The sequence below is a fragment of the Erwinia sp. HR93 genome (assembly GCF_034555055.1).
Lineage (GTDB): Bacteria > Pseudomonadota > Gammaproteobacteria > Enterobacterales > Enterobacteriaceae > Apirhabdus > Apirhabdus apintestini.
On record NZ_JAXUDP010000001.1, the window covers coordinates 2,530,372 to 2,555,678 of the forward strand.

At 55.1% G+C, this 25,307-nt stretch carries 22 protein-coding genes; 9 read left to right on the forward strand and 13 right to left on the reverse strand.

Going from position 1 to position 25,307, the window contains the following annotated elements; all coding sequences use genetic code 11:
• Positions 1-155: 155 nt before the first annotated feature.
• From galM to modE, 6 genes are all read right to left on the reverse strand, one after another.
• Complete coding sequence (galM, locus tag SFA31_RS11810; RefSeq protein WP_322838147.1) at positions 156-1,196, reverse strand: galactose-1-epimerase; 1,041 nt, start codon at positions 1,194-1,196, stop codon at positions 156-158.
• The gene (gene galK, locus SFA31_RS11815) at positions 1,190-2,338 is read right to left on the reverse strand and encodes a galactokinase (RefSeq protein ID WP_322838148.1); all 1,149 of its coding nucleotides are present in this window, start codon (positions 2,336-2,338) and stop codon (positions 1,190-1,192) included. Before galK ends, galM begins: the two co-directional genes overlap by 7 nt.
• A gap of 2 nt (positions 2,339-2,340) precedes the next feature.
• Positions 2,341-3,387 carry a galactose-1-phosphate uridylyltransferase gene (gene galT / locus SFA31_RS11820; protein ID WP_322838149.1) on the reverse strand — a complete coding sequence of 349 codons (1,047 nt, stop codon included), beginning with the start codon at positions 3,385-3,387 and terminating at the stop codon, positions 2,341-2,343.
• Between the two features lie 10 nt (positions 3,388-3,397).
• A complete protein-coding gene (galE, locus tag SFA31_RS11825; RefSeq protein WP_322838150.1) occupies positions 3,398-4,414 on the reverse strand; it encodes a UDP-glucose 4-epimerase GalE in 1,017 nt (338 codons plus the stop codon).
• A 559-nt stretch (positions 4,415-4,973) separates the two neighbouring features.
• Positions 4,974-6,440 carry a molybdate ABC transporter ATP-binding protein ModF gene (gene modF / locus SFA31_RS11830; protein WP_322838151.1) on the reverse strand — a complete coding sequence of 489 codons (1,467 nt, stop codon included), beginning with the start codon at positions 6,438-6,440 and terminating at the stop codon, positions 4,974-4,976.
• A 76-nt stretch (positions 6,441-6,516) separates the two neighbouring features.
• The gene (gene modE / locus SFA31_RS11835) at positions 6,517-7,311 is read right to left on the reverse strand and encodes a molybdenum-dependent transcriptional regulator (protein ID WP_322838152.1); all 795 of its coding nucleotides are present in this window, start codon (positions 7,309-7,311) and stop codon (positions 6,517-6,519) included.
• A gap of 129 nt (positions 7,312-7,440) precedes the next feature.
• On the opposite strand from modE, the gene SFA31_RS11840 reads away from it, so the two are divergent.
• The 4 genes from SFA31_RS11840 (at position 7,441) to modC (ending at position 10,248) form a co-directional block, all read left to right on the forward strand.
• Positions 7,441-7,590 (forward strand): AcrZ family multidrug efflux pump-associated protein, encoded by a 150-nt coding sequence (locus SFA31_RS11840; RefSeq protein ID WP_322838153.1) that lies wholly within the window; start codon positions 7,441-7,443, stop codon positions 7,588-7,590.
• 133 nt (positions 7,591-7,723) lie between these two features.
• The gene (modA, locus tag SFA31_RS11845; RefSeq protein ID WP_322838154.1) at positions 7,724-8,500 is read left to right on the forward strand and encodes a molybdate ABC transporter substrate-binding protein; all 777 of its coding nucleotides are present in this window, start codon (positions 7,724-7,726) and stop codon (positions 8,498-8,500) included.
• Positions 8,497-9,186 carry a molybdate ABC transporter permease subunit gene (gene modB / locus SFA31_RS11850; protein WP_322838155.1) on the forward strand — a complete coding sequence of 230 codons (690 nt, stop codon included), beginning with the start codon at positions 8,497-8,499 and terminating at the stop codon, positions 9,184-9,186. The genes modA and modB overlap by 4 nt, the downstream gene beginning before the upstream one ends.
• Positions 9,187-9,189: 3 nt before the next feature.
• Positions 9,190-10,248: a molybdenum ABC transporter ATP-binding protein ModC gene (gene modC, locus SFA31_RS11855; RefSeq protein WP_322838156.1), complete on the forward strand. Its 1,059-nt coding sequence runs from the start codon at positions 9,190-9,192 to the stop codon at positions 10,246-10,248.
• A gap of 2 nt (positions 10,249-10,250) precedes the next feature.
• Here modC and SFA31_RS11860 read toward each other — a convergent pair whose 3' ends face one another.
• The 4 genes from SFA31_RS11860 to SFA31_RS11875 form a co-directional block, all read right to left on the reverse strand.
• Complete coding sequence (locus SFA31_RS11860) at positions 10,251-11,069, reverse strand: pyridoxal phosphatase (RefSeq protein WP_322838157.1); 819 nt, start codon at positions 11,067-11,069, stop codon at positions 10,251-10,253.
• Between the two features lie 494 nt (positions 11,070-11,563).
• Positions 11,564-12,856, reverse strand: coding sequence for a cytochrome c (locus SFA31_RS11865; protein WP_322838158.1), 1,293 nt, complete (start codon positions 12,854-12,856; stop codon positions 11,564-11,566).
• Between the two features lie 15 nt (positions 12,857-12,871).
• Entirely contained in the window at positions 12,872-14,653 is a 1,782-nt protein-coding gene (locus SFA31_RS11870; protein WP_322839358.1) for a GMC family oxidoreductase, read from the reverse strand.
• Entirely contained in the window at positions 14,650-15,378 is a 729-nt protein-coding gene (locus SFA31_RS11875) for a gluconate 2-dehydrogenase subunit 3 family protein (RefSeq protein WP_322838159.1), read from the reverse strand. Before SFA31_RS11875 ends, SFA31_RS11870 begins: the two co-directional genes overlap by 4 nt.
• A 366-nt stretch (positions 15,379-15,744) precedes the next feature.
• Here SFA31_RS11875 and pgl point away from each other — a divergent pair, with 366 nt between their 5' ends.
• Positions 15,745-16,740 (forward strand): 6-phosphogluconolactonase, encoded by a 996-nt coding sequence (gene pgl, locus SFA31_RS11880; protein WP_322838160.1) that lies wholly within the window; start codon positions 15,745-15,747, stop codon positions 16,738-16,740.
• Positions 16,741-17,315: 575 nt separating this feature from the next.
• Here the strand turns inward: pgl and SFA31_RS11885 are convergent.
• From SFA31_RS11885 to bioA, 3 genes are all read right to left on the reverse strand, one after another.
• A complete protein-coding gene (locus SFA31_RS11885) occupies positions 17,316-18,611 on the reverse strand; it encodes a putative acyl-CoA thioester hydrolase (protein WP_322838161.1) in 1,296 nt (431 codons plus the stop codon).
• Positions 18,612-18,815: 204 nt separating this feature from the next.
• The gene (locus tag SFA31_RS11890) at positions 18,816-19,292 is read right to left on the reverse strand and encodes a kinase inhibitor (RefSeq protein WP_322838162.1); all 477 of its coding nucleotides are present in this window, start codon (positions 19,290-19,292) and stop codon (positions 18,816-18,818) included.
• Positions 19,293-19,741: 449 nt separating this feature from the next.
• On the reverse strand, positions 19,742-21,031 hold the full coding sequence (gene bioA / locus SFA31_RS11895) for an adenosylmethionine--8-amino-7-oxononanoate transaminase (RefSeq protein WP_322839359.1): 1,290 nt from the start codon (positions 21,029-21,031) through the stop codon (positions 19,742-19,744).
• 81 nt (positions 21,032-21,112) lie between these two features.
• On the opposite strand from bioA, the gene bioB reads away from it, so the two are divergent.
• Genes bioB through bioD form a run of 4 tightly spaced genes read left to right on the forward strand, consistent with a single transcriptional unit; the run spans position 21,113 to position 24,716 of the window.
• The gene (gene bioB, locus SFA31_RS11900) at positions 21,113-22,144 is read left to right on the forward strand and encodes a biotin synthase BioB (RefSeq protein WP_322838163.1); all 1,032 of its coding nucleotides are present in this window, start codon (positions 21,113-21,115) and stop codon (positions 22,142-22,144) included.
• Positions 22,141-23,298, forward strand: a complete 1,158-nt coding sequence (gene bioF / locus SFA31_RS11905) for an 8-amino-7-oxononanoate synthase (RefSeq protein ID WP_322838164.1) — start codon at positions 22,141-22,143, stop codon at positions 23,296-23,298. Before bioB ends, bioF begins: the two co-directional genes overlap by 4 nt.
• Complete coding sequence (gene bioC / locus SFA31_RS11910) at positions 23,282-24,037, forward strand: malonyl-ACP O-methyltransferase BioC (RefSeq protein ID WP_322838165.1); 756 nt, start codon at positions 23,282-23,284, stop codon at positions 24,035-24,037. Before bioF ends, bioC begins: the two co-directional genes overlap by 17 nt.
• Positions 24,030-24,716 (forward strand): dethiobiotin synthase, encoded by a 687-nt coding sequence (gene bioD, locus SFA31_RS11915; protein WP_322838166.1) that lies wholly within the window; start codon positions 24,030-24,032, stop codon positions 24,714-24,716. Before bioC ends, bioD begins: the two co-directional genes overlap by 8 nt.
• The last annotated feature ends 591 nt before the right edge of the window (positions 24,717-25,307 follow it).

A 25,307-nucleotide genomic window follows, 5' to 3' on the forward strand; every position in this document is an offset into this window, starting at 1 on the left:
GCGGGGGCGGCGACAATGCCTCTGCTCTTAACATAGCGAAAATCCTGCGAAAGTGTAAGACAGATGTGAACTCAGCGTGGTTTTTAAGGCGCAAACTGGTGTAACCGGTGAGCAATTTCCGGCCTGACCAAAACTATAAGTCAGGCCGAAAAGCGCTATGCGGCGCTAAAGCAGTAGTGGGTGATACTGACATATTCCTGTTCCGGCGCCAGCATAACATTTGGCTGCGGCCACTCCGGATGATTAGGGCTGTCCGGCAAAAACTCGCTTTCTAGCGCCAGCCCCTGCCAGTTAGCATATTCACCCTGCTCCCGGGCCGGGGTGCCCGCGAGAAAGTTGCCGGTATATACCTGCAGCGCCGGTGCGCTGGTATATACCGTCATTTTGAGCCGCTTATCCGAAGACCATACCTGCGCCGCCGGGTGCGAAACATCTCCCCGTGCGGTCAACAAAAAGGCGTGATCGTAACCGTTAACGATTTGCTGACCTTCATCTTTCAGGAAATCCTGGATGATGGGCTTGGGGCGGCGAAAATCGAAACCGGTATTCTCTACCGGGCATAATCCCTGAGTGGGGATGCCGCTTGCATCTATCGGTAAATAGCTATCGGCAAACACCTGTAACTCATGTTCACGCACATCGTTTTGGTTATCGTCCAGGTTGAAGTAAGCGTGGTTAGTCAAATTGACGGGGCAGGCCTGCGTTACCTGAGCGCGATATTCGATTTCCAGCCGGTTATCTTCTGTAACGCGATAGTGCGCTGTCACCCGGCACTCTCCCGGAAAGCCCTGATCGCCGTCGAGGGACTCCAGTGCGAAAACGGCTTCACTTTCATTTTGCTGTAGAACTCGCCAGCGGCGCTTATCAAACCCGCCTGGCCCGCCGTGGAGCTGATTCGGCCCCTGATTCGCAGCCAGTGTAATTTGCTGCCCGTTCAGCGTAAATTGGGCGTTGGCTATGCGGTTGGCATAGCGGCCAACCGTGGCGCCCAGATAAGCGGATTGATTTTGATAGGCTTCCGGGCTGGCGCAACCGAGCAGCGTTTCTCGAACGCTGCCGTTGCTGAGTGGCACGCGGCAGGATAATAGCGTTGCGCCCCAGTCCATTAATGTAACAACCATACCTCCGGCATTACGCAGTGTGGAAATACGCCAGGGGAGTTCGTCGGGCGCTACCTGAAGCGTTTCTTTTAGCATACGTCAGCTCCTTTTGACGGCTTACAGATATAGAATGTCTCTTTGATGCCGGTTTTCGCTTCATATTGCGTTTTTACCGCATCTTGTACCGCTGAAACCAGCGATTCAGGCACCAGTGCCACAATACATCCACCGAAACCGCCGCCGGTCATGCGGACTCCGCCCCGATCGCCGATAACCTCTTTCACGATATCCACCAGAGTGTCAATTTGCGGTACGGTGATTTCAAAATCGTCGCGCATAGAGGCGTGAGACTCCGCCATCAGCTCCCCCATACGGTGCAGGTCGCCGCAAGCCAGTGCCTCAGAGGCTTGCTCGGTGCGTGCATTTTCTGTAAGGACATGGCGTACGCGCCGGGCCACCACGGGATCTAACTCATGTGCGACCGCATTAAATTGATCCAGAGACACATCACGTAAGGCTTTTTGCTGGAAGAATCGTGCGCCGGTTTCACACTGCTCGCGCCGGGTATTATATTCGCTGCCAACCAGGGTGCGTTTGAAATTACTATTAATAATGACTACGGCGACGCCCTGCGGCATCGGAACCGCTTTTGTATTAAGAGAGCGGCAGTCAATCAATAGCGCGCTTCCTTCCTCACCAAGGGCAGAAATAAGTTGATCCATAATGCCGCAGTTACAGCCAACGAACTGGTTTTCTGCTTCCTGTCCGTTTAACGCTAACTGAGTGCCATCCAGAGCCAGATCCCAAAGCTGCTGAAAAACCTTACCCACCGCGACTTCCAGCGAGGCGGACGAACTCAGGCCCGCGCCCTGAGGAACGTTACCGCTGATAACCAAATCGGCGCCGCCGATGCGATTATCGCGCTGCTGCAGATGTTTAACTACGCCGCGGACATAGTTGCTCCACTGCTGTTTTTCGTGGGGCAGGATGGGCGCATCCAGCGAGAATTCATCGATCTGGTTATCATAATCAGCGGCGATAACGCGAACCCTGCGATCGTCGCGTGCGGCGCAGGCAACCACGGTTTGATAATCAATCGCACAGGGGAGTACAAAACCGTCGTTATAGTCGGTGTGTTCGCCTATCAAATTGACGCGCCCCGGCGCCTGAATTACGAGGCTTGCCGGGTAGCCGAATCTATCGGCGAACAGGGAAAGGGTTTTGTCTTTCAGCGTCATTATTATTCTCCAGATTCGCGGTAATGAATATCGCTTACGGCACGCAGCCGTTCGGCGGCCTGTTCTGCGGTTAAGTCGCGCTGAGTTTCCGCCAGCATCTCGTAGCCCACCATAAACTTGCGCACCGTGGCGGAGCGTAACAGCGGCGGGTAAAAATGGGCGTGGAGCTGCCAGTGCGCATTGTCTTCGCCGTTAAAAGGCGCGCCGTGCCAGCCCATAGAATAGGGGAAGGAACAGTGAAATAAGTTGTCGTAGCGGCTGGTCAGCTTTTTCAGCGCCAGGACCAGATCCCGGCTTTGCGCTTCATTCAGATCCGGCAGCCGTAGCACGTGCGCCTTCGGTAGCAAAAGTGTTTCAAACGGCCAGGCCGCCCACCAGGGAACCACCGCCAGCCAGTGCTCGGTCTCAACGACGGTGCGGCTGCCGTCTTGCCGTTCTCGCTGAACGTAATCCACCAGCATCGGCGAGCCGTAGCGGTTAAAGTAATCGCGCTGGGCGGTATCTTCCTGCTGCGCTTCATTAGGCAGGAAGCTGTTAGCCCAAACTTGCCCGTGGGGATGGGGATTGGAGCAGCCCATCGCCGCACCTTTATTTTCAAAGACCTGAATCCAGGGGTAGCTGCGGCCCAGTTCTGTGGTCTGGCGCTGCCAGGTTTCCACCACGGCCTCCAGCGCCAGAACACTCAATTCGGGAAGCGTTTTACTGTGATCGGGGGAAAAGCAAATTACCCGGCTGGTACCGCGCGCGCTTTCCAGACACATGAGCGGATCGTCGCTTTGCGGCGCGTCCGGCGTATCGCTCATCAGAGCGGCGAAATCATTGGTAAAAACATACGTTCCCGTATAGTTCGGATTTTTATCTCCGGTGACTCGGGTATTTCCCGGACACAAATAACAGGCGGGATCGTGAGAGGGTGGGACATGGTCCGATGTCTTCTCCTGCGCCCCTTGCCACGGGCGTTTAGCGCGGTGGGGAGAAACCAAAATCCACTGCCCCGTCAGGGGATTATAGCGGCGATGCGGGTGATCGACCGGGTTAAACGTTTCCATTGTGCGGTCCTTAGTCCGGGTAGCCCTGAGGATGGCGGGATTGCCAGCGCCACGTGTCGGCAGCCATTTCGTCAAGCGTGCGGGTTACGCGCCAGCCCAGTTCGCTGTCGGCCTTACTGGCATCGGCCCAGTACGCGGGCAAATCACCGTCGCGTCGCGGTGCAAAGTGATAGTTAACGGGCTTGCCGCAGGCGTGACTAAAAGCGTTTACTACGTCGAGTACGCTGCTGCCGATGCCCGCACCGAGGTTATAAATGTGTACGCCGGGTTTATTTGCCAGAGTTTGCATGGCGGCAATATGGCCTTCGGCCAGGTCCATCACGTGGATATAATCGCGAACCCCGGTGCCGTCTTCCGTTGGATAATCATTACCGAAAATCGCCAGCGAATCGCGGCGCCCAACCGCGACCTGGGCAATGTAAGGCATCAGGTTGTTTGGAATGCCCTGAGGATCTTCCCCCATGTCGCCAGATGGGTGCGCGCCGACCGGGTTGAAGTAGCGCAATAGTGCAATACTGAACGCGGGATTCGCCTGTTGGATATCCGAGAGGATTTGTTCAACCATTAGCTTACTGCGCCCGTAAGGGCTGGTAGGGTGGCCAGTGGGAAAGCTTTCGACATAAGGAATAATTGGCTGATCGCCGTAAACGGTGGCCGAAGAGCTAAAAATAAAGTTGGTCACATTCGCGTTACGCATAGCCTCAATGAGACACAGTGTGCCGCTGACATTATTGTCATAATATTCCAGCGGTTTATTCACCGATTCGCCCACGGCTTTTAAGCCGGCGAAGTGAATAACTGTGTCGATAGCATGTGTACGGAAGATAAGGCCGAGGAGGGCGGCATCGCGAATGTCACCCTCAATAAATAGCGGTGCGTTTCCGCCAAGGCGCTCAATAACGGGTAATACGCTACGCTTACTGTTACACAAGTTATCCAGCACAATAACCTCGTGCCCTTTTTGTAGCAATTGCACGCAGGTATGACTGCCTATGTAACCGCTACCACCCGTGACCAATACTTTCATTTTTTGCTCCATTAGGCTTAGCTCATGTCATTAACTTAGCATATCAGAAGCCGTGAAAGTGTGACATGCACAGAATTAGTGGAATCGTTTACACTTGGTGATTTCGGGAGTATTCCAGATTGTTAACCGATTTTTTGTCAGCGCTGTTATTGACAGTAAGCGGCTATTTCTGGCGCGCTAAGGGGGGTTATCCTGAGATTCTGATGCAGTGAAAAGTTTTTTCTTACGGCGGCGGTGAAGCAGATGGATTACGTACCAGGCTAACCAGCGACTAAGGTCACTGGCGGTTAATGAGCCGTGTCAGCGACTTCAGTGAAAAGTAATCGCGTCATGCGCTTACTCTCTCAACTGAAATAGCTTTTCATCCCGCGTTAAAACCATCGATAACAGGCGCTGGATCTGCTGCCGGTATCAAAGCCTGCTGCTGCGCTAAAGGTTGTCGCCCACATCGTCATTTCCGTTTAGCTGCCAAAATATTGCCGAAAAGCGAGGGAGTAGAGCGCAGAAAACGCGGGACATGATGGGTTAGCGGCGCAGGGGAGCGTCGCTAACCGGCAAATTAATTTAGTTTATCGCACTGGTAACGAAAACCTTCTCCCTCGGGAATAAAGCTTAAACGGTGAGTGATGCAATCCGGCGCATCCTCCGCGTGGTGCGACACAAAAAGCAACTGCGTGTCCCCTTCGCCGATAAGAATATCGATAAAACGGCGCACAAGCTGTCGGTTAAGCGAGTCAAGCCCCTGCAACGGCTCGTCGAGGATCAGCAGTGCCGGGCGCTTGACCAGCGCACGAACAATCAATACCAACCGCTGTTGCCCCCAGGAAAGTGCGTGAAAAGGGGTTTGAGCCGCCTGGTTATCCATTCCCAAAAGCGCAAGCCACTCATGGGCAAGCTTCAACTGGCGATCGCCAGGGTTCAAATAAAGCCCGATAGAGTCATGCCAGCCTGAGAGCACAACGGTCAATACTGAAGCGCTGACCCGATATTCCAGGTGCAAACTACTGCTTACGTAACCGATATGCTTTTTAATATCCCAAATCGTTTCACCGCTGCCGCGCCGCCGCCCAAATAGCGTAAGATCGTTACTGTATCCCTGAGGGTGGTCGCCGGTAATCAGGCTTAACAGCGTTGATTTCCCAGCGCCATTAGGGCCGGTTATTTGCCAGTGTTCGCCCGGCGAAACGCACCAGTTCAGACCATGCAAAATAGGGCGGTCATCGTAAGTTACGGTGCCATTGCGTAAAAGAACCCGCGGTTGATTTACATCGGGAAGAGCATGGTCGCCGTCGGCGTCGGGAAGACGGTAAGTCGCCAGCTTTTCACTGTGCGCCAGTTGGGCAATAAGCGTTTGTGCCAGAAGTGACTCGCGCGAGCCGGTGTGTTCCAGAGCGCATTCGGTCAGTACCCCCGCCTGGGCGACAAAAGCAGGGATATCATCAAAACGATTCAGGATAAGCGCCAGCGTGATACCGGCTGCGTGTAAGTCGGCGAGTCGCGCGCTCAGCGCGTCGCGCGAGCCGTAATCCAGACCGTCGAAGGGCTCATCAAGCACCAATAAGTCCGGTTGTTTCATCAGCGCCTGGCACAGTAATGCCTTACGCGTTTCGCCGGTTGACAGATATTTAAAGCGGCGGGTGAGCAAATGTCCGATGCCAAACTGTTTTGCCAGTAACTGACAGCGCGCGTCATCGTCGATATCATGCTGAATAATCTGCGCTACGGTGCGACCCGTGTCGGTTTCTTCCGGGTCAGCCATATCGGTATTGTTATTTCGCCATTCCGCCTCAACCAATTGCTGCAATTGCTCAAAAGACAGCCGGGCGATGCGTTGAAATGTCGAATGATAATCGCCGGACTGGGGGGCCATTTCACCGCAGAGTGCGCGCGCCAGGGCCGATTTCCCGCTGCCGTTAGCGCCGATAAAAGCCCAGCTTTCTCCGGCGCGCAGCGTCAGCGCCGGGATTTTTAGCGCTGTAGTCTCACTCAGATGAAATATGCCTTGCGTAATTTGCAATGCTGACATGCTGTATCCCGTTTTTTGCAGTGAATAGCTACAGGGATACGTGCTCTGGCAGGCAAAGTCAATAGGCGTGAAAGCGTTAGCAGAGCGTGGCGATAATTACCCGGTCGGCGTTAAAAAAGGCGGTGATTTCAGTACCAATGCTCAAATTTTCCTGTGCCACCTGCGCCTGTGGCACCGTGGCGCACAGCGATTGCCCTCCCGGCAGCGTGACTAAAACTTCGCTGTGCTGCGAGCCGCTCTCGATGCTACTGATTGTGCCGCTAAGCTGGTTATCGGCGCGTTTATCCACGTGATGCGCCTGCGCCAGCTCAATCCACGGCGCTTTAATCAGCAGTAGCACGTCTTTTCCGCTCCCAAGTCCCAGCCGTTCTGCGCTCTGGCGGGTAATGGCCGCTTTAATCTGGGTATGTCCGTCGGCCAGCAGAATATCGATATGCTGCTGTACTCGTTCGCTCTCATCGCGGTGCATCACAGTGCCGAATAATTGATTGCGCGCGCTGGTTTGTAGCGAGAAACGGGATATGGCGGCGAGCAGGCTATCGAGCGGCAGACTATCATCGCGAAGCACATCAAACGCCTTCTGCTGAATCTGCGCTAACAGGGAATACAGCTGTAACAGGCGTTCGCCATAGGGCGTGAGATGCGCACCGCCGCCGCCTTTACCGCCGGTGGTGCGTTCGACCAGAGTTTGTTCGGTAAGCTGGTTCATTTCATTAATGGCATCCCAGGCGCTTTTATAGCTGATGCCAGCCAATTTCGCTCCCTGGCTGATAGAGCCGGTCTCTGCTATCTGTTTTAGCAGTGCAATACGACGCGGATCGGCAAATAGCCTGTCCTGCAGCTTCAGCGTTAATAAAATTTCTGCCTGCATAATGTCATTCCTGGTGCGCGAAAAGGTTATTTTCTCTTATTGGAGCCGGAGTGGCAAATTCGCACAAAAGGCGATATCTTTTTTACACGCGACGCTAGAATACCCCCTCAATTTACGCTGGAGCACGCCATGTTTGAGTTGCTAAAAGGTCTGGTTTTCGCCGTTATCATGGTGCCCGTGGTGATGGCGGTCATTCTCGGTTTGATTTACGGTCTGGGAGAAGTATTCAACGTTTTCTCAGGCGTCGGGCGCCGCAACGAGTCCAGAACGCATCATTAATCTTTTATTAACGCCTGGCGACGCCGGGCGTTCTCTTTTCTCCCTCCTTGCTAAAAACGCTTCTCTCTACTAGGAAAAACGCCGCGCTATCGTTATATTACGCCCTACACAGCGTATTATCGGGAGTATAAAAATGACGATTTCATGGTTACGACTTACGACGGGCGCAGTGGCACTGTCACTGAGTATCGCGGCGCAGGCTGAACCTGCGGAAAAAATCACCGTATTTGCCGCTGCATCACTAACTAATGCGCTATCGGATATCGCGCAGCAGTATAAAAAAGCGCATCAGGTTGAGGTTGTCTCTTCGTTTGCCTCTTCCTCAACGCTAGCGCGACAAATAGAAGCAGGCGCTCCGGCAAACCTGTTTATCTCTGCCGATCAAAAGTGGATGGATTATGCGGCCGGGAAGAAAGCCATTGAAACCGACTCGCGTATTACGCTGTTGACTAACAGCCTGGTCGTGATAGCGCCGCAGGCCAGCGCACAGCCCTCTTTCACCATCAATAAAGAAACGAAGTGGCTGCCGCTATTACAGGAAGGGCGGCTGGCCGTTGGCGATCCCGATCATGTCCCTGCAGGAATTTATGCCAAAGAGGCTCTGACGCACCTTGGGGCCTGGGAATCACTTATGCCAAAACTCGCTCCGGCGCAGGATGTGCGTGGGGCGCTGGCGCTGGTTGAGCGCGGTGAAGCCCCGCTGGGCATTGTGTATGGATCTGATGCGGTTGCCAGTAAAGGGGTTAAAGTCGTCGCGACCTTCCCGGAAGACTCCCACCAAAAGGTCGAGTATCCAATGGCAATGATTAAAGATAACCCGTCCACCGCGACCCAGGCGTTTTATCGCTATTTGCAGGGGCCGGAAGCAGCAGCGATTTTTAAACATTACGGTTTCACTACGCGCCTATGATATTAAGTGGCCCTGAATGGCAGGCCGTTTTTTTAAGCCTGCGCGTCTCTGCAATTGCCGTAGCGATAAGCCTGCCTTTCGGCATTTTATTCGCCTGGATTTTAGTCCGCTGCCGTTTCCTGGGAAAGACGCTGCTTGATGGCATTATCCATCTCCCTCTGGTACTGCCGCCCGTAGTCGTCGGATATTTATTATTGATTGCCATGGGGCGGCACGGGCCGGTAGGGCGGTTACTGTATGAATGGTTTGGCATTAGTTTTGCGTTTAGCTGGCGCGGGGCCGTGCTGGCGGCGGCGGTGATGTCCTTTCCCTTAATGGTACGGGCAATACGTCTGGCGCTTGAGAGCGTCGATATTCGCTTAGAGCAGGCGGCGCGCACGTTAGGCGCCGGGCGCTGGCGAGTATTTTGCACTATCACGCTGCCCTTGATGCTGCCCGGTATTATTGTTGGCGCGGTGCTGGCGTTTGCGCGTGCGCTGGGGGAGTTCGGTGCCACGATCACCTTTGTATCTAATATCCCTGGGGAAACGCGTACTATTCCATCTGCAATGTATACGCTAATTCAAACGCCCGGTGGCGAAAGCGCCGCTGCCCGCCTGTGCGCTATCTCAATAGTACTGGCGCTTGTTTCTTTAATGATTGCCGAATGGCTGGCGCGTAAAAGCCGCCAGCGCGTGGGGGGATAACCGGTGCTGGAGCTTGATTTTGAACAGACGCTCGGCGGTCACCGGCTGGCGGTAAGTGAAAATTTGCCGGGGCGAGGTATTACCGCGATATTTGGCGTTTCCGGCGCAGGTAAAACTTCGCTGATTAATGCCATTAGCGGCCTGACGCGCCCGCAGTCCGGGCGCATTGTGCTCAACGACCGTGTGCTGAGCGATACGCAGAAAAATATTTTTTTACCCCCGGAGAAACGGCGCATTGGCTATGTATTTCAGGACGCCCGGCTGTTTCCCCACTATCGGGTGCGGGGCAATCTTAAGTACGGGATGGTGAAAGAGATGGCTGGCCAGTTTGATAAACTGGTCAATTTGTTAGGTATTGAGCCGCTGCTTGGGCGTTTTCCCTGGACGCTGTCTGGCGGCGAAAAACAGCGGGTGGCGATTGGCCGCGCGCTGCTAACGGCACCGCAGCTTCTGCTGCTAGATGAGCCGCTGGCCTCGCTGGATGTTCCACGTAAACGTGAGGTGTTGCCGTATCTGCAGCGCCTGGCGCGGGAAATCGAAATCCCGATGCTATATGTTAGTCATTCTCTGGAGGAGATCCTGCATCTGGCGGAAAAAATCCTGGTGCTGGATAACGGCGCCGTGAAAGCCTTTGGTCCGCTGGAAGAGGTGTGGAACAGTGAAGTAATGTATCCATGGCTGCCTGAAGATCAGCAGAGTAGCGTGCTGGAAGCGACGGTACTTATGCACCATACGCACTATACCATGACGGCGCTGGCGTTAGGCGCACAGCGGCTCTGGGTTAATCAACAGTCCGCAGAGCCGCGCTCTTCGCTGCGAATTCGTATTAAATCCTCTGATATTTCCCTGGTGCTGCAGCCGCCGGTAAACAGCAGTATTCGTAATGTGCTGCATGCCCGCGTGGTTTCATGCCTGGACAATCAGGGGCAGGTGGAGGTTCAGCTTGATGTCGAAGGGCGCACGCTGTGGGCGCGCATCAGCCCGTGGGCCAGGGACGAACTGGCTATCCGCCCTGACGTTTGGCTGTATGCGCAAATAAAAAGCGTTTCAATAGCGACCTGATATTAAAGTAGCCAGCGATAGATAGCGTCGGCGATACTGCTTTCTTCGTTAGTGCCGATCGTTTTATCGGCGCGCGCTTTGATGGCATCGTCGGCGTTGCCCATCGCAATACCAAGCCCCGCCGCTTCCAGCATACTAAGATCGTTATAGTTATCTCCGAATGCGACTACTTCATTCATCGTCGCCCCCTGCGCGGCGACCCATTGAGCGAGACGATGACCTTTGCTGGTGCCCGGCCGGGCGACATCGACCTGATCGCGCCACGACCATTCGCAGGCAAGCTGAAGTTCGCTTTCAATCTGCCGGGTGATTTGCTGTAGACGGGGGATATCTTCGCCGGTCAGTGCGAATTTCCAGATAGCGTGCGCGCTATCCACTGCCGCGAATAAGGAATCGACCTTGCGCAGCGTAGGCCGCTGGTGTTCTGGTAGCGTAAGTGCCCAGCGCTGTGTTCGCTCAACGTGTCCGACCGGAGTTTGATACAGCATTTCATCGTCCACATACATGAGCGCGTGAATATGCCAGGCTTCCAGCAAATTGAGGGTTTCTCGCGCCTGTTTCCGGGATAGCGGCGATCCCTCCAGAACGCTTCCGGCTGCGTAATAATAAATATAGGCACCGTTGCAACAAATGGCGGGAGTATCCAGCGCCAGTGCCTGATAGAACGGGTGAATAGCCACATGGTGACGGCCGGTGACAATCAGAACCTGATAACCCGCCGCGCGCGCGCGTTGCAGAGCCGTCAGCGATTCCGGGAGAATAGTTTTTTGTGGCGTGAGTAATGTGCCATCGAGATCGAGGGCGATAATGCGCCTGCGCATAGAGATTCCTGTAAGCATAAAGGAGCGGAAAGGGTTAAATATTACCTGCCCGCCGTGCGGATACAACCGCGTAAAGACGCGGCGTTAACGGTTTTCTGGCAAATATAATTTAAATCGGAGTGGAGCACCGTCAAAGAATAAAGCCCGGCAAAGCCGGGCTTTTGTCACCGCGATTGCGCCGCTTCCGGTTCGGGCGGTACCAAAGAGCGCAGCTCCTTGACCTGGTCCGGAGTGACCGGGGCGGCGCGGTTGCCCCAGCCGTTACGGATAAAGGTAGGCAGGTCGGCTACCTGCTTATCATCCAGACGCCAGGCAAAGCTAGGCTTTTGTCACCGCGATTGCGCCGCTTCCGGTTCAGGTGGTACCAAAGAGCGCAGCTCCTTGACCTGGTCCGGAGTGACCGGGGCGGCGCGGTTGCCCCAGCCGTTACGGATAAAGGTAGGCAGGTCGGCTACCTGCTTATCATCCAGACGCCAGGCAAAGCTAGGCTTTTGTCACCGCGATTGCGCCGCTTCCGGTTCGGGTGGTACCAAAGAGCGCAGCTCCTTGACCTGGTCCGGAGTGACCGGGGCGGCGCGGTTGCCCCAGCCGTTACGGATAAAGGTAAGCAGGTCGGCTACCTGCTTATCATCCAGACGCCAGGCAAAGCCGGGCATTGCGAGGCCGGTAACGGCATCTTGGGTGACCGGCGCCTTTCCACCGCGCAGGACGATGCTGATAAGCGATGACGGATCGTCGCTTAGCACCGCAGAATTGCCCGCCAGTGTGGGGAAGGTGCGCGCATAGCCTCTACCATCAAGCCGGTGACAGGCGGCGCAGTTATCCATGTATACCTCGGCGCCTGGGGTACTGACATCGCCTTTGAGCAGCGCCTGAGTCGTGGCGTCGCGCCTGGTTTCCGGCGCCTCCTCCGCTGTCTTTTTCGACGGGGGAAGCGATTTCAGGTAAGCGGCAATTGCGCTCAGGTCATCATCGCTCAGATGCTGGGTACTGTTGGCGACGACGTCGGCCATCGCTCCAAACGCGACGGCATTTTTGGTCCTGCCACTTTTGAGGAAATCGACAATATCCTGCTGCGTCCAATTACCCAATCCGGCATGCGGGTTACCGGTTAAATCCGGCGCGTGCCAGCCTTCAAGAGTCCCACCGTTAAGCCACGCCGATGCGGTTTGATCCAGCGCTTTTTCCTGAAAACCGATTCCGCGCGGCGTGTGGCAGGTACCGCAGTGCGCCAGCCCCTGAACCAGATAGGCGCCGCGGTTCCACTGCGCGCTTTTCCCGGCGTCAGGCTTAAACGTTTTATCGCTGTGAAATACCATATTCCAGACGGCGAGCGGCCAGCGAATGCTGAGCGGCCACGGAATATCCGTATCGTGATTCTTCTGATGGACGGGCTTAAGCCCCATAAAGTAATCGTACAGCGCGCGCATATCCTCATCGTTAATTTTGATAAATGAGGTATACGGCATGGCCGGATACAAATTATGCCCGTCTTTTGCCACCCCTTCGCGCACTGCCTTGACGAAATCATCATAGCTGTACTCGCCGATGCCGGTGGCTTTGTCCGGGGTAATATTGGTGGAGTAAATGGCCCCCACCGGAGTGGTCATTTTCAGGCCGCCGGCGAAGGGCTTGCCGCCCGGCGCCGTATGGCAGGCAATACAGTCGCCAGCCGCTGCCAGCCGTGCGCCGGGTTCGGCAGGTGACGGCGATGCGGCCGCGCAGACCGTGCTTACCCATAATGCCAGCGGCAGCGCCGGTAAAAGCGTTTTCCATCCGATAGTCATAGATATCCCTCTCTGTTATGCCTGAACCAGCGGCCCGGGGTTGGCAAGATATTGGGTCCGGATTGCATGGGCGGCAAACAGCGCCGTCGCACCGACAATCCCCGTCGGGTTATAGGCCAGATTTTGCGGAAAGCAGCAGGCGCCGAGAACAAACAGATTAGGCACATCCCAGCTCTGAAGATATTTATTCACTGCGCTGGTCGCCGGATTATCGCCCATCACCGCACCGCCCGTGGTGTGTGTAGATTGATAAGGGCGGACATCATAGTGCGAGCCATCCTTTTTAAAGCCCATTTCATAGCGCTCTGGCCCGATGCGCTGGGCTATCTCCTCAGCCTTACCGCCAATGAACTGAGTCATTTTCAGTTCGTTAGGTTGCCAATCGAACGTCATGCGTAATAGCGGCTGCCCGTAAACGTCTTTATAGGTAGGATCGAGGTCAAGATAACACTGCTTATAGGGCATAACCGACCCGGATGAGCCGATATTCATGGTGTGGAGATAACTGTCTTTAATAGCCTGTTTCCAGCCGGCTCCCCATGTTGGCGCCTTAGCGGAAAGCGGCATCTGTTGGATAGGACGCCCGCCGGTGGTAGTGGCGGAAATCGTGGCGCCGCCGATAAAGCCCAGCGCAGAGTGGTCGAAGTTTTCCGCGTTGAATTCATCAATATACATCCCGGTGGTGCCGGTGGCGGCAAATGGATTAAACCAACTGTCTTTATTGAAAAACAGAGATATCCCGCCGTTCATTTGATAAGCATAGTTGCGCCCCACCACGCCGGTGTTAGTTTCAGGGTCGTAGGGTTTGCCAATGTTGGAGAGCAGCAGTAAACGCACATTATGAAGCTGGAAGGCGCTTAAAATAACGAGGTCCGCAGGTTGTTCAACCAATTGACCATTGGCGTCAATGTAAGTCACGCCGGTCGCTTTTTTACCCGTTGAGTCCGTGTTGATGCGCAATACGTGGGAGTGGGTGCGTAGTTCAATATTGTCATGCTGGCGCAGCGCCGGTAGTACGCAGGATTGGGGAGACGCTTTTGAGTAGTTAAAACAGCCGAAACGCTCACAAAACCCGCAGTAATTACATACGCCTAGCTGAACGCCGTAGGGATTTGTCCACGGCTCGCTGCAGTTGGCGGCCGGGACCGGAAAAGGGTGGTAGCCAAGCGACTTAGCCGCTTTGCTGAATAGCATGCCGGCATATTGCTGTTTAAGGGGCTTAGTTGGATAAGGGTTTTGCCGTGGGGCTTCAAAAGGGTTACCGCCGTCGACTTTCTGACCCTGGATATTCCCCGCCTGCCCGGCCACGCCGCAGATTTTCTCGAATTTATCGAAAAAAGGTTCCATCTCTTCGCTGGTGAAAGGATAGTCCTGGACCGTCATATCCTGCGGGATGAAGTCCGCGCCGTATTTTTCTATAACGGTGCTGCGCATTTTGAGGTCGGCTTCCAGCGGGCGCCACAGCATACCGTTCCAGTGAACGCCTGCTCCGCCAACGCCATCGCCGGGAAGGAAAGAACCAAAACGGCGATAAGGCAGCGCCGTATCACGCGGCCGGTGGCGCACGGTGACCGTCTCTTTTGCGGCGTTTTGGAACAGCTTCAGGCGAATGCCGTAGGTGAGCTCATCGGTGATGCGCGGATAGGCAAAATCAGGCCATGTATCGCGCTGTTCACCGCGCTCAAGCGCAACGATTTTCAGACCGGTACTTGCCAGTTCCTTGGCCATTAGAGAGCCGGTCCAGCCGAACCCGACAATGACAATATCTACGGGATCTTTTTTTATCGTCATGATCAGGTGCTCCTTTTTCCTGAAATACTTACCGGCCCCAGCGGGTAGGGTTGATTGGGGTTATCTAATACCTGCGGATAGTCAGCGCGCGCTCCGGGATAACCGATGAGCCTCCACGATGCCAGCGTTTGGTTGCCGCCGTGCAGAGGGTCAGCAAGCCATCCTTCTTTGGTATTCTCCAGCAGTTGCGTAAAAAAGATTGCGCCGGAAAGCCCGTCTGGGTTTAGGCTTCCTTTCTCAAGCTGATGAAGAATGGCTTCTTGCTGCGCGCGATCAAGATCGGCAAATACGCGCTGATGCTGTTGCTGGCACCAGGCGTTAATGGCTTTTATACCGCGCCGGTAGGTTTCTCTGGGGACCAGATTCGACTGGTACCCAAGTTCAGGAACCGCATCGGCGAACGGTGGCTGCATATACCATAGATGCCCATAGCCATAGGGCAGCTCCATTTGCTTATCAATAAACACCGGTACGCCTTCGCTGACGGCGCCCGGCCCGTTGGCATCTTCCGGGATCAACCTATCAGTAGCGGCCAGAATAAAGCGCCATTCATCAAGATTGAAAAAGGTGGGAACATAGTGTGCGCTAACGCCTTCTGATTTAGGCGAGTCTGCGCGGGCTGTAGTCGTCATCAGACTATTGCCTGCGGCGGCCAGTGGAATAAGAGTGAGCGTTTTTTGGAGAAAACGTCTTCTGGAAGGGATCCCTGCATTATCTTCGCGATGCTTCATGAAATCATCCTGTCAGTATTTTTTATACGCGTTACGACAAGGTCGGTTATGACTGAGTTATTAGTATGTTAATAACGCGCACGAAAATAGCGGGATTCCACGCACGATGACGGGGGAAAAATGCTATTCCCTCACTTTGTGATGGGGTATCGCATTTTTTGTGTATGAATAGTGAGAGACGAGAAAATCTTAAAACAGGCTGTTAGCGCCTGCCTGCGCTGTTTTTTACCAGGATATCGTAGGGAGGAACAATGCAATTTTAGGGACGTAAGGTTATACTAACCGATTGATTTGCGTACTACTGGCAGGTGCACGCTGGCCTGCTAAAGGTGCTGACCAAGGCCTATCGATCCTGAGGTGTCTCTTATGAAACAAACTGTTTATGTCGCCAGCCCGGAAAGCCAGCAAATTCACGTCTGGCAACTTGAGCGCAACGGTCATTTGGTTCTACAACAGGTGGTAGACGTTGGGGCGCAGGTTCAGCCGATGGTTATTAGTCCGGATAAAGAGTGGTTATACGTGGGCGTGCGCCCGGAGTTTAGCGTAATCGCTTATCGTATTGCTCCGGATGACGGTTCGCTGACCGAAGCCGGTCGCGCTGCGCTGCCCGGCAGCCCGACGCACCTTTCAACTGATAAAACCGGACGCTTTCTCTTCTGCGGCTCTTATAACGCCGGTTGCGTCAGCGTAACTCCGCTGATTAACGGGCTGCCTCAGCCGGCGGTTGATATTATTAATGGGTTAGACGGATGTCACTCAGCCAATATCTCTCCGGATAATCGCACCTTATGGGTGCCTGCGCTTAAACAAGACCGCATATGTCTGTTCACACTAAGCGATGATGGAGCACTGATTCCGCAAACCCCGGCGGAAGTGAGGACGGTTGAAGGCGCCGGGCCGCGCCATATTGTTTTCCATCCTAATCGTCAATACGCCTATTGTGTCAATGAACTTAATAGCACCGTGGATGTGTGGGAGCTGGAGGATGCGCACGGTGATATCGCCTGCGTTCAAACGCTGGATATGATGCCGCCGGAGTTTACCGGTACGCGCTGGGCTGCAGATATTCATATCACACCCGACGGGAGCCATCTTTATACCTGTGACAGAACCTCCAGCCAGTTAAGTGTATTCAGCGTATCTGAGGATGGCAGTGTGCTGGCGCTCGAAGGCTGGCAGCCAACGGAAATTCAGCCTCGGGGGTTTAATATTGATGATAGCGGGCGCTATTTAATTGCAGCGGGTCAGCAGTCTCACCACATTGCGGTATATGAGATTACTCAACCTGCGGGTCTATTAGTGGAACAGGGGCGCTATGCCGTAGGGCAAGGCCCTATGTGGGTGCTAATTAACGCACGGTAGAGATTATCTTTGCTGACGGCAATTACGCGTGCGATAGCGCCCTCGATACCGCTCTCTTCATTTCGCGAGGGCGGTATTTTTTTGCGATAAATTGTTAGCGCAGGGTTACCCGATCAATGGCAAATTATTGCGGTGAGTTGACCGTGTACAGCATAAGAGCGGTTGTCCAATCCTGGCGTATATTCCTGCTTACCTCCACGTTTGGCGCTATTTTACCTCGCCCACAGGGATGGTATCGATGAGTATGCTCGTCTCCGGCAAACCAGAGTGATAACGTAAACGCTTTAGGGAAGTAGTTTGAGCGGCCAGAGCCATGCTGAATGATGAGCCCACGCCCTAACTTGTAGTGCTTTTAAATATAGACATCTGCGCCAGGTATATGACGAAAATGCCCGACTGCCCGACTGCTCCGGGTTATTCGGCTTTTCGTCGTTCTGTTTTGTTAACCTGCAGAATTGATACAAAACACGTTGGTACGATATACGGTAGCTCACGTCATGCGCTTAAAGACAGCGTTAACCCGGATGAACCAGGCGAGACCCCACCGCAAGGGCATATTACGGTGGGATACCGCATTACTCGCTGTCTTGTACGCTATTGTGGAATTCCCACAGGCGATTAAACGCAGGGTCGTTCAGGTCGCGCTGAGGTTCATTGTTATCATTGGTTCCGTTACCGATATTACCGGCATACGGACGCCCTGAATCAAGCGCATCTCCCCACGGCTGTTTCTGGTTAAAATTCTTGCTAATAGTGCTGGTACGAATCACCACCTGTCCGTTAGGAGACTGACCGGGCGAATAGCTGCCTTCCGCAACGCCCAGATCCCAGGCACGGCCTAACTTCGCTACGCCGTCGCCTTCTGCGATAAAGCGACTGTTTTCAGCCAGGAAACCGAAAGAAAGCGCTGCGGGCGTAGCCGGAGCAAATACATAGCCTTCCCGCTGGGTGCGCGTTTGCACAACGCGGAACGTATCATTGTTAAATACCACTGCGCCACGGCCAGCTACGATATCGACATCTCCTTCGAGATAGCTATTCGTCACCAGCGTGCGGGTTAGGCGATCGTCTAGCATGCGGTTTCGGATATCGCTATTCGTGACGAAGAGTGTATTCTGGCGACCAAGAAGATTTACCTTATTAATCTGAACGTTATCCCCGTCACTGCGTAGAGCAACCGCGTGATGATCGCCCGCATCAACGCTATCCCCCAATGTATTCTGAATGGTCAGATTCTGGAGTTGTAACCCATTATTTTGCGACCATACGGCTGCTGAGCACATTATGCCGACGGTAGCGCTACGCTGGCGCTGGCAGGTGTCGAACATATACCAGGAAGGTTTGCCCGGCATGTATTTGCCACCCGGATTAACCGTGCGACGCCACGTGTTGACATCAATTTCTGAATCCAGCGCCAGCCCGATTTTTACGGCATCGGCTGTCTCGCCGGTACCGTAAATAGTCACGCTATTTGAAGCAGCTGGAATATACACGGTTCCCGGATACTCGCCGGGCATTACGGCAATGTACTGGCGGCGCGAGCTGCGTTTGACGATTGCCGCATCAACGGCCGCCTGCAATGTGGTATGCGTAACGCCTTCACCATTGGCTGGCCCCACGACAAAATCAGGCTGCTGTGGCAGCGTGATGTCGGCGGGCGTCCACGGTGCCTCTTCTTTATTTAGCGACAGAAACCAGCGCGCTGGAACAAAGTTTTCTGCCTCCCGGGCGGACAGCACGGGACGGTTTTCACTACCGGGAGCCTGTTGATCCGAAGGGGGGAGGTTATCGTCCGGCGTTGAGCTGCATGCGGTCAGCGTCGCGCCTAGCGCTAAAGCCAAACCTAAACGGGCGATGGAAAAATTCTTCAAGGGGTGCTCCTTGCTTAGCAAATTAACGGGTAAAAGCGAGCCGTACTGCGTTACGATTGCCGGTAAGAGGGGGCGGCCGTCTCTTAATGGGGGAAGTAGGCGGTAGCCAGCCTCGGCAGGCGATATGTTCAGGCGCCTGCCTTTTTATACTAACTTAAGTGAAACGGGAAGCCGATTTTGAGATAAATCACGATCCCGGCGCGTTTATATATAGAGCGTCGTCAGGGAGGCGCTGCCGAGCGAGTGAAAATGGACGTTGAATCCGACCATTGCACCGCTGGCGTCGGCGGTAACGTCAAGCTGTGCCGTGTCCAGCGCATGCACGGTAAAAATATAGCGGTGCGATTCCCCTTTCGGCGGCGCGGCTCCGCCATATTTCGCATCGCCAAAGTCGGTGCGCGTCTGTAAAGCGCCCTTAGGAAGTGCAGCCAGCCCGGAACCCGCCCCCTGTGCGAGTTGGCGCGTATCGGCGCTAATATTCGCAACCACCCAATGCCACCAGCCGGAACCCGTAGGCGCATCGGGATCGAAGCAGGTAATAACGAAACTTTTCGTTCCTTCGGGCACGTCGCTCCATGCCAGGTGCGGGGAGATATTATCGCCCTGGTACCCCATACCGTTAAAAATGTGGCGTTCCGGTAATTTCTCGCCGTCACGAATATCTTCACTGGTGAGTTTCATTATTTCTCCTGTCAGCAAATGGGCTATCGATTTCTGGGGTGGTGTAATCCCACGGCTTTAAAACAGATAAATTTGAGGATGTTGCCTGGTTTTTACCACAGCGTCCCGTTTTACCTTATTCCCTGCCAATTTGGGAAGGACATAATGGGAACGCCTGGCGTTTTTTCGGGGTGCCTCGAAAATAAGCATTTGGCATTGCACGATGTGACATCCTGGCCGGGAAAATAGTCGTAAACAAAAAACGCTGCGGTTGAAAGCGGGAGGCCGTGATTGCGCGCATATATATGCGGTGCGCGCAGGCGAGCCAGCCTTATAGCGCCGTGGTAATTAGCGCTGACCAGGCGGTTGTTAGCACTCTCGCCGTGGCGCATGCGTTCCGTTTTTCTGTGCGCTGCAGGCATGGCCACTTATAGCAGCCGTGTTTAATGAAAGCGATATTGCAGCTGCGGCTATGACTGAAAACAGTCATCCCGCGTCAATACCTCAGCGATAGCAGACGTCAGGCGGGCCAGTTGATCCGAAGTAATAATATAGGGAGGCATCAAGTAAATAAGGCGCCCGAATGGGCGGATCCATACGCCGGCTGTGACAAAGGCGCGCTGAATTGACGCCATATTCACCGGCGTGCGGGTTTCGACTACGCCAATGGCACCGAGAACCCTAACATCCTGCACTCGGGGATGATCTTGTAATGGCAGTAGCGCGTTGCGTAACTGACACTCAATAGCGCGCACCTGATGCCGCCACGCGCCTTGTTCCAGAATGTCCAGGCTGGCGTTTGCAGCGGCGCAGGCCAGTGGATTACCCATAAATGTCGGGCCGTGCATAAAACACCCGGCTTCGCCGTCGCTGATTGTTTTGGCAATCTCGCCCGTCGTCAGGGTGGCAGAAAGAGTCATTGTGCCACCGGTTAACGCTTTACCGAGACACAAAATATCAGGCGTGATACCGGCATGGCCGCAGGCGAAAAGCTCACCGGTGCGTCCAAACCCGGTCGCTATCTCATCGGCAATCAGCAAAATGCCTTCCCGGTAGCACAGCGTGCGAATCTCTTTTAGCCATTGAGGATGATAAAAGCGCATGCCGCCCGCGCCTTGCACAATAGGTTCTAGGATGACGGCGGCAATGGCGTGACGATGCTTTTCTACTAGCTGCGTAAATGGCGCTATTTGTGCGGCGTCCCACGTATCTTCAAAGCGGCACGTTGGTGCAGGCGCGAATAAATGTTCCGGTATATAACCGCGCCACAGGCCGTGCATTGAATTGTCGGGGCAACTCACGGACATCGCGCCAAAGGTATCGCCGTGATACCCACCCCGCAGCGTTAAAAAGCGCCGTCGGTTTTCTCCGCGCGCCTGCCAATACTGGAGTGCCATTTTCATGGCAACTTCAACCGCCACGGAGCCAGAGTCAGCCAGAAACACGCGGCTAAGCGCAGGCGGCGTCATTGCCACCAGTTTGCGGCACAGGGCTATCGCGGGCGCGTGCGTCACACCGCCGAACATGACGTGCGGCATTCGCTGCGCCTGTTCGCAAAGCGCTGCGGTTAGCTGTGGATGCCCGTAGCCATGAATCGCCGCCCACCAGGATGACATACCGTCAATCAGCCTCTGCCCATCGTTTAGCTGAAGTTCGCAGCCCGCAGCGCCGCTCACGGGATATACTGGCAGCGGTGCGCTCATCGACGTATAAGGGTGCCAAATATGCTGCCTGTCGAAATCGAGGTCTTCCGAGGTTATGATCACTTGTAAACTTTTTATCAATTGTATAGGTTTACTATTCTAGCGAGAATTAACGTTAAATCCTACCTCGGAGTAAAAATGGTTAACTGGACGCTGCCCATGGCGCGGGCGCTTTTTGATAAACCGCTTTTGGCGCTGATTTTTGAGGCGCAAAGCCTCCACCGTCAGTATTTCGATCCGGCTGAGATACAAATCAGCACTCTGTTGTCGATTAAAACCGGCGCCTGTCCGGAAGATTGTAAGTATTGCCCCCAAAGCGCGCGTTATAAAACCGGTGTAACAGCAGAGGCATTGATGGCGGTAGAAAAGGTACTGGCCGCAGCGCGTCAGGCGCGAGAATCTGGCGCGACGCGGTTTTGTATGGGCGCCGCGTGGAAGAACCCACACGATCGAGATATGCCGACGCTGGAGCAAATGGTGCGTGGCGTAAAGGCTCTGGGCATGGAGACCTGCATGACGCTGGGAACGCTGAGTGGCGCTCAGGCGCACCGGCTGGCGCAGGCCGGGCTGGATTATTACAACCATAATCTGGACACTTCGCCAGAGTTTTACGGCGAAATTATCACTACTCGTACTTATCAGGAGCGGCTTGATACGCTAAACCGGGTGCGTGAAGCCGGTATCAATGTTTGTTCGGGCGGCATTGTCGGGCTGGGTGAAAGCGCAGACGATCGGGCTGCGCTGTTAGTTCAATTGGCGAATCTGCCGGAACCGCCGCAAAGCGTACCAATCAATATGCTGGTCAAAGTGCAAGGCACGCCGCTGGCAGATAATAACGATCTCGACCCGTTTGATTTCATACGAACCGTTGCGGTAGCGCGCATTATGATGCCGCGCTCCAGAGTGCGGCTTTCCGCCGGACGCGAACAAATGAGCGAACAAACTCAGGCGCTTTGTTTCATGGCGGGCGCGAATTCGATTTTCTATGGCTGCCGTCTGCTGACGACGCCAAACCCGCAGCAGGATAGCGACCAGCGGTTGCTGCAAAAGCTCGGGTTGCGCCCACAGCGGCACCGCGCATTGGCAGATGATACTGAAATGCAGGCCCGGCTTGCGGAACAGTTACTCAGCGCCGATACCGATGCCTGGTACAACGCGGCGGCGCAATGAACTGGGAGCAGCGTATCGACGAAGCGCTAAAAGATCGTCAAAGCCAGGGCCTGATGCGCCAGCGCGCAGCGGTATCAGCCGGGGCAGGGCGCTGGTTAGAAAGTGAGAGTGGGCGCTGGCGTAATTTTGCCGGCAATGATTATTTGGGCCTGGCGCGCCACCCTAAAGTAATTGCGGCCTGGCAAGCGGGTGCTGCCCGCTACGGAACGGGCAGCGGGGGTTCCGGCCACGTAGTTGGTTATAGTGAGGCGCACCGGCGCCTGGAGCAGGCGCTGGCTGAGTGGGCCGGCTATCCGCGCGCGTTATTGTTTATTTCTGGCTATGCGGCGAATCAGGCGGTTATCACGGCGCTGGCCGGCGCGAAAGACGCGCTGGTGGCCGACAGGTTAAGCCACGCGTCTTTGCTTGAGGCGGCAAACCTGGCGCCTGGGCGGCTGCGGCGATTCCTTCATAATGACATTGAGTCACTGAAGCGTCAGTTATCGCGAGGCTGCTCTGGTCTGCAGATGGTGGTGACTGAAGGGATATTCAGTATGGATGGTGACAGCGCGCCGCTGGCGGAGATAGCGCGCATTGCCGACGAAACCGGGGCGCTGCTTTTAGTTGATGATGCGCACGGTGCTGGCGCTGTCGGCGATGCCGGGCGCGGGAGCTGCGCCATGCAGCACATCCGCCCGGATATTTTAGTCATCACGTTTGGTAAGGCGTTCGGCGTAAGCGGGGCGGCCGTACTCTGCAGCACCAGGCTCGGTGACTATTTTCTCCAGTTTGCTCGCCACCTAATATACAGCACGGCGATGCCGCCAGCGCAGGCTGAGGCCATTTCTGCCGCGCTGGCGATAGTTCGTTCCGATGAGGGCAATACCCTGCGGGCGTTGCTACAGGCGCGCATTGAGCATTTTCGCGCTGGCGCTGCGCCGCTTGCCTGGCGACTTTCTCCCTCGGTATCGGCCATTCAGCCGCTTATTGTCGGCGACAATCACCGCACTCTGGCGCTGTCTGACGCACTGCGCAAAAAGGGGGTGTGGACGGTGCCAATACGCCCGCCAACGGTGCAGAGCGGTTCTGCGCGGCTGCGTATTACGCTGAGCGCTGCGCATACGCCTGCGGATATCAACATGTTGCTGGAGGCGCTGCATGCCTGTAGTCGATAAACGCGCCGTCGCCAGCGCCTTTGGGCGCGCGGCAAAAGATTACGATAGCTATGCCGAGCTGCAGCGCCGGTGCGGCGAGCGCTTACTTACATTCGCCGGTGACGCTCACCCCGCTTCGGTGCTGGATGCGGGCTGCGGCACCGGAACGTTTAGCAGACGCTGGCGGCAGCGCGGCGCGCGCGTCGTCGCGCTCGATCTTTCGCGCGAGATGCTAATCCAGGCGCGCCGCTATGCCGCTGCGCAGGTTTATCTACAGGGCGATATTGAGGCTTTGCCCCTGGTCGACCGGGCGTTTGACCTGGCGTGGAGTAACCTTGCGGTTCAGTGGTGTGCTTCGCTGGAAGGCGGCCTGAGCGCGTTAAAACGCACTGTGCGCCCCGGTGGCCTGGTGCTGTTTAGTACGCTGTGCGCCGATTCATTGTATGAATTGCGTCAGGCCTGGCGGGCGCTGGATGACCGGGCGCACATTAATCGCTTTCTTACGCCACAGCAGGTTACTGCCGCCGCAGGCAGCGCACTGGTGGAGTACGCCTGCGAGCCACTGACGGTGAATTTTACCAGTGCATTAAGCGCCATGCGTTCCCTGAAAGGCGTTGGGGCGACGCATTTGCATAGCGGACGTGGGGGGCACGCGCTTACGCGGGCGCGGCTTCAGCAACTTTCTCAAGCCTGGCCGCGAGAAACGGCGGCGTATCCGCTGACGTACCGTCTCTTTTATGGAGTACTTATCTGTGAATAAAAGCTGGTTTATTACTGGTACGGACACCGGCGTTGGAAAAACGCTCGCCGGTTGCGTATTGCTACAGGCAGCGCAGCGGGCGGGTTGTGCGGCGGTGGGCTATAAGCCGGTTGCCTCAGGCTGTGAGGCGGGGGCACAGGGGTTAACCAACGAGGATGCGCTGGCGCTGCGGCGCTATAGCGCGCTGAGCCTGGATTACAGCGCGATTAATCCCTATGCGCTGCGCGAGGCGACCTCGCCGCATATCGCCAGCGCAAGGGCAGGCGTAGAGATAGATCCGCGTCGGCTCTCTGAAGGCCTGCGGGCGCTGGAAGCGCGCGCAGATCGCACGCTGGTGGAGGGCGCGGGAGGCTGGTTCACGCCGCTCGGCCCGCGCTACTCTTTCGCCGATTGGGTGAAGAGCGAATCGCTGCCGGTGCTAATGGTGGTTGGTATCAAGCTCGGATGTATTAATCATGCGCTTTTGACGGCGCTGGCGGTGCAGCAGACAGGCCTGACGCTGGCAGGCTGGATAGCGAATCAAATTCAGCCACCGGATGATTTTTATGCGCCTTATATCGCGACGTTACGAGCGGCGCTGCCAGCCCCCTGTTTGGGTGAAATTCCGTGGCTTCCCGCGTGTGATGAGCTTCAGCACACCGGCGACTGGCTGACGCTGCCGAAAGGTTTTCTGGATTAGCCTGTCGAACAGAGTTTGGTGATTTAATCAGCAAAAAATTGTTATTTAATGGTGGCTCGGCCGTATTAGTCAGTCGGATAGCCCGTTTTTTTTACGGAGTTATTGGCCTGGCGACCGACCGGGATAGTGATTCAAACGCGCCGTGCGGCGAAAATAAAATAGCAATAACGCCTGATACCATACGCCGCTGTTATTACGCGGGCTTTCCTGTATCACGGCGACATATCGCGTCACTACATCGCCCCCTGCGTTTGCTAAGTCTACGGATGCTCGCATATTAAGGCGTATTTTTCACGTAAGAAGGCACCGTGTAATCACCGGGCTGGAATAACGCATTTCAAATCCGTTATATCGCGTTAGTTTGCGTTAATTCCTGGGCCCGCGCGCACTCTTGCTATGGAAATGATAATTAACGAGTATGAGCGTGGTGGAGAAGCGGCTGCAAAATGCGCAGTTATGTATCAACCGGGCTTAGTACGGCATCAATCAGCGTTCCATTTTTAATAAAACTCTGTTAGCTGGTTGTTATGGCGCCCAAAGGCGCGGAGAGGCAGGCGTGTTATAGGCCGGAAAACCGCCAATATTGGTATT

Bases quoted from the DNA above. Each gene is read 5' to 3' on its own strand.
- modA (WP_322838154.1), top strand. From the start codon at position 7,724: ATGACGATTTCATGGTTACGACTTACGACGGGCGCAGTGGCACTGTCA.
- galE (WP_322838150.1), bottom strand. From the start codon at position 4,414: ATGAAAGTATTGGTCACGGGTGGTAGCGGTTACATAGGCAGTCATACC.
- bioB (WP_322838163.1), top strand. From the start codon at position 21,113: ATGGTTAACTGGACGCTGCCCATGGCGCGGGCGCTTTTTGATAAACCG.
- pgl (WP_322838160.1), top strand. From the start codon at position 15,745: ATGAAACAAACTGTTTATGTCGCCAGCCCGGAAAGCCAGCAAATTCAC.
- modB (WP_322838155.1), top strand. From the start codon at position 8,497: ATGATATTAAGTGGCCCTGAATGGCAGGCCGTTTTTTTAAGCCTGCGC.
- SFA31_RS11890 (WP_322838162.1), bottom strand. From the start codon at position 19,292: ATGAAACTCACCAGTGAAGATATTCGTGACGGCGAGAAATTACCGGAA.
- modF (WP_322838151.1), bottom strand. From the start codon at position 6,440: ATGTCAGCATTGCAAATTACGCAAGGCATATTTCATCTGAGTGAGACT.
- SFA31_RS11840 (WP_322838153.1), top strand. From the start codon at position 7,441: ATGTTTGAGTTGCTAAAAGGTCTGGTTTTCGCCGTTATCATGGTGCCC.
- galT (WP_322838149.1), bottom strand. From the start codon at position 3,387: ATGGAAACGTTTAACCCGGTCGATCACCCGCATCGCCGCTATAATCCC.
- galK (WP_322838148.1), bottom strand. From the start codon at position 2,338: ATGACGCTGAAAGACAAAACCCTTTCCCTGTTCGCCGATAGATTCGGC.
- SFA31_RS11875 (WP_322838159.1), bottom strand. From the start codon at position 15,378: ATGAAGCATCGCGAAGATAATGCAGGGATCCCTTCCAGAAGACGTTTT.
- galM (WP_322838147.1), bottom strand. From the start codon at position 1,196: ATGCTAAAAGAAACGCTTCAGGTAGCGCCCGACGAACTCCCCTGGCGT.
- modE (WP_322838152.1), bottom strand. From the start codon at position 7,311: ATGCAGGCAGAAATTTTATTAACGCTGAAGCTGCAGGACAGGCTATTT.
- bioF (WP_322838164.1), top strand. From the start codon at position 22,141: ATGAACTGGGAGCAGCGTATCGACGAAGCGCTAAAAGATCGTCAAAGC.
- bioC (WP_322838165.1), top strand. From the start codon at position 23,282: ATGCCTGTAGTCGATAAACGCGCCGTCGCCAGCGCCTTTGGGCGCGCG.
- SFA31_RS11860 (WP_322838157.1), bottom strand. From the start codon at position 11,069: ATGCGCAGGCGCATTATCGCCCTCGATCTCGATGGCACATTACTCACG.
- SFA31_RS11865 (WP_322838158.1), bottom strand. From the start codon at position 12,856: ATGACTATCGGATGGAAAACGCTTTTACCGGCGCTGCCGCTGGCATTA.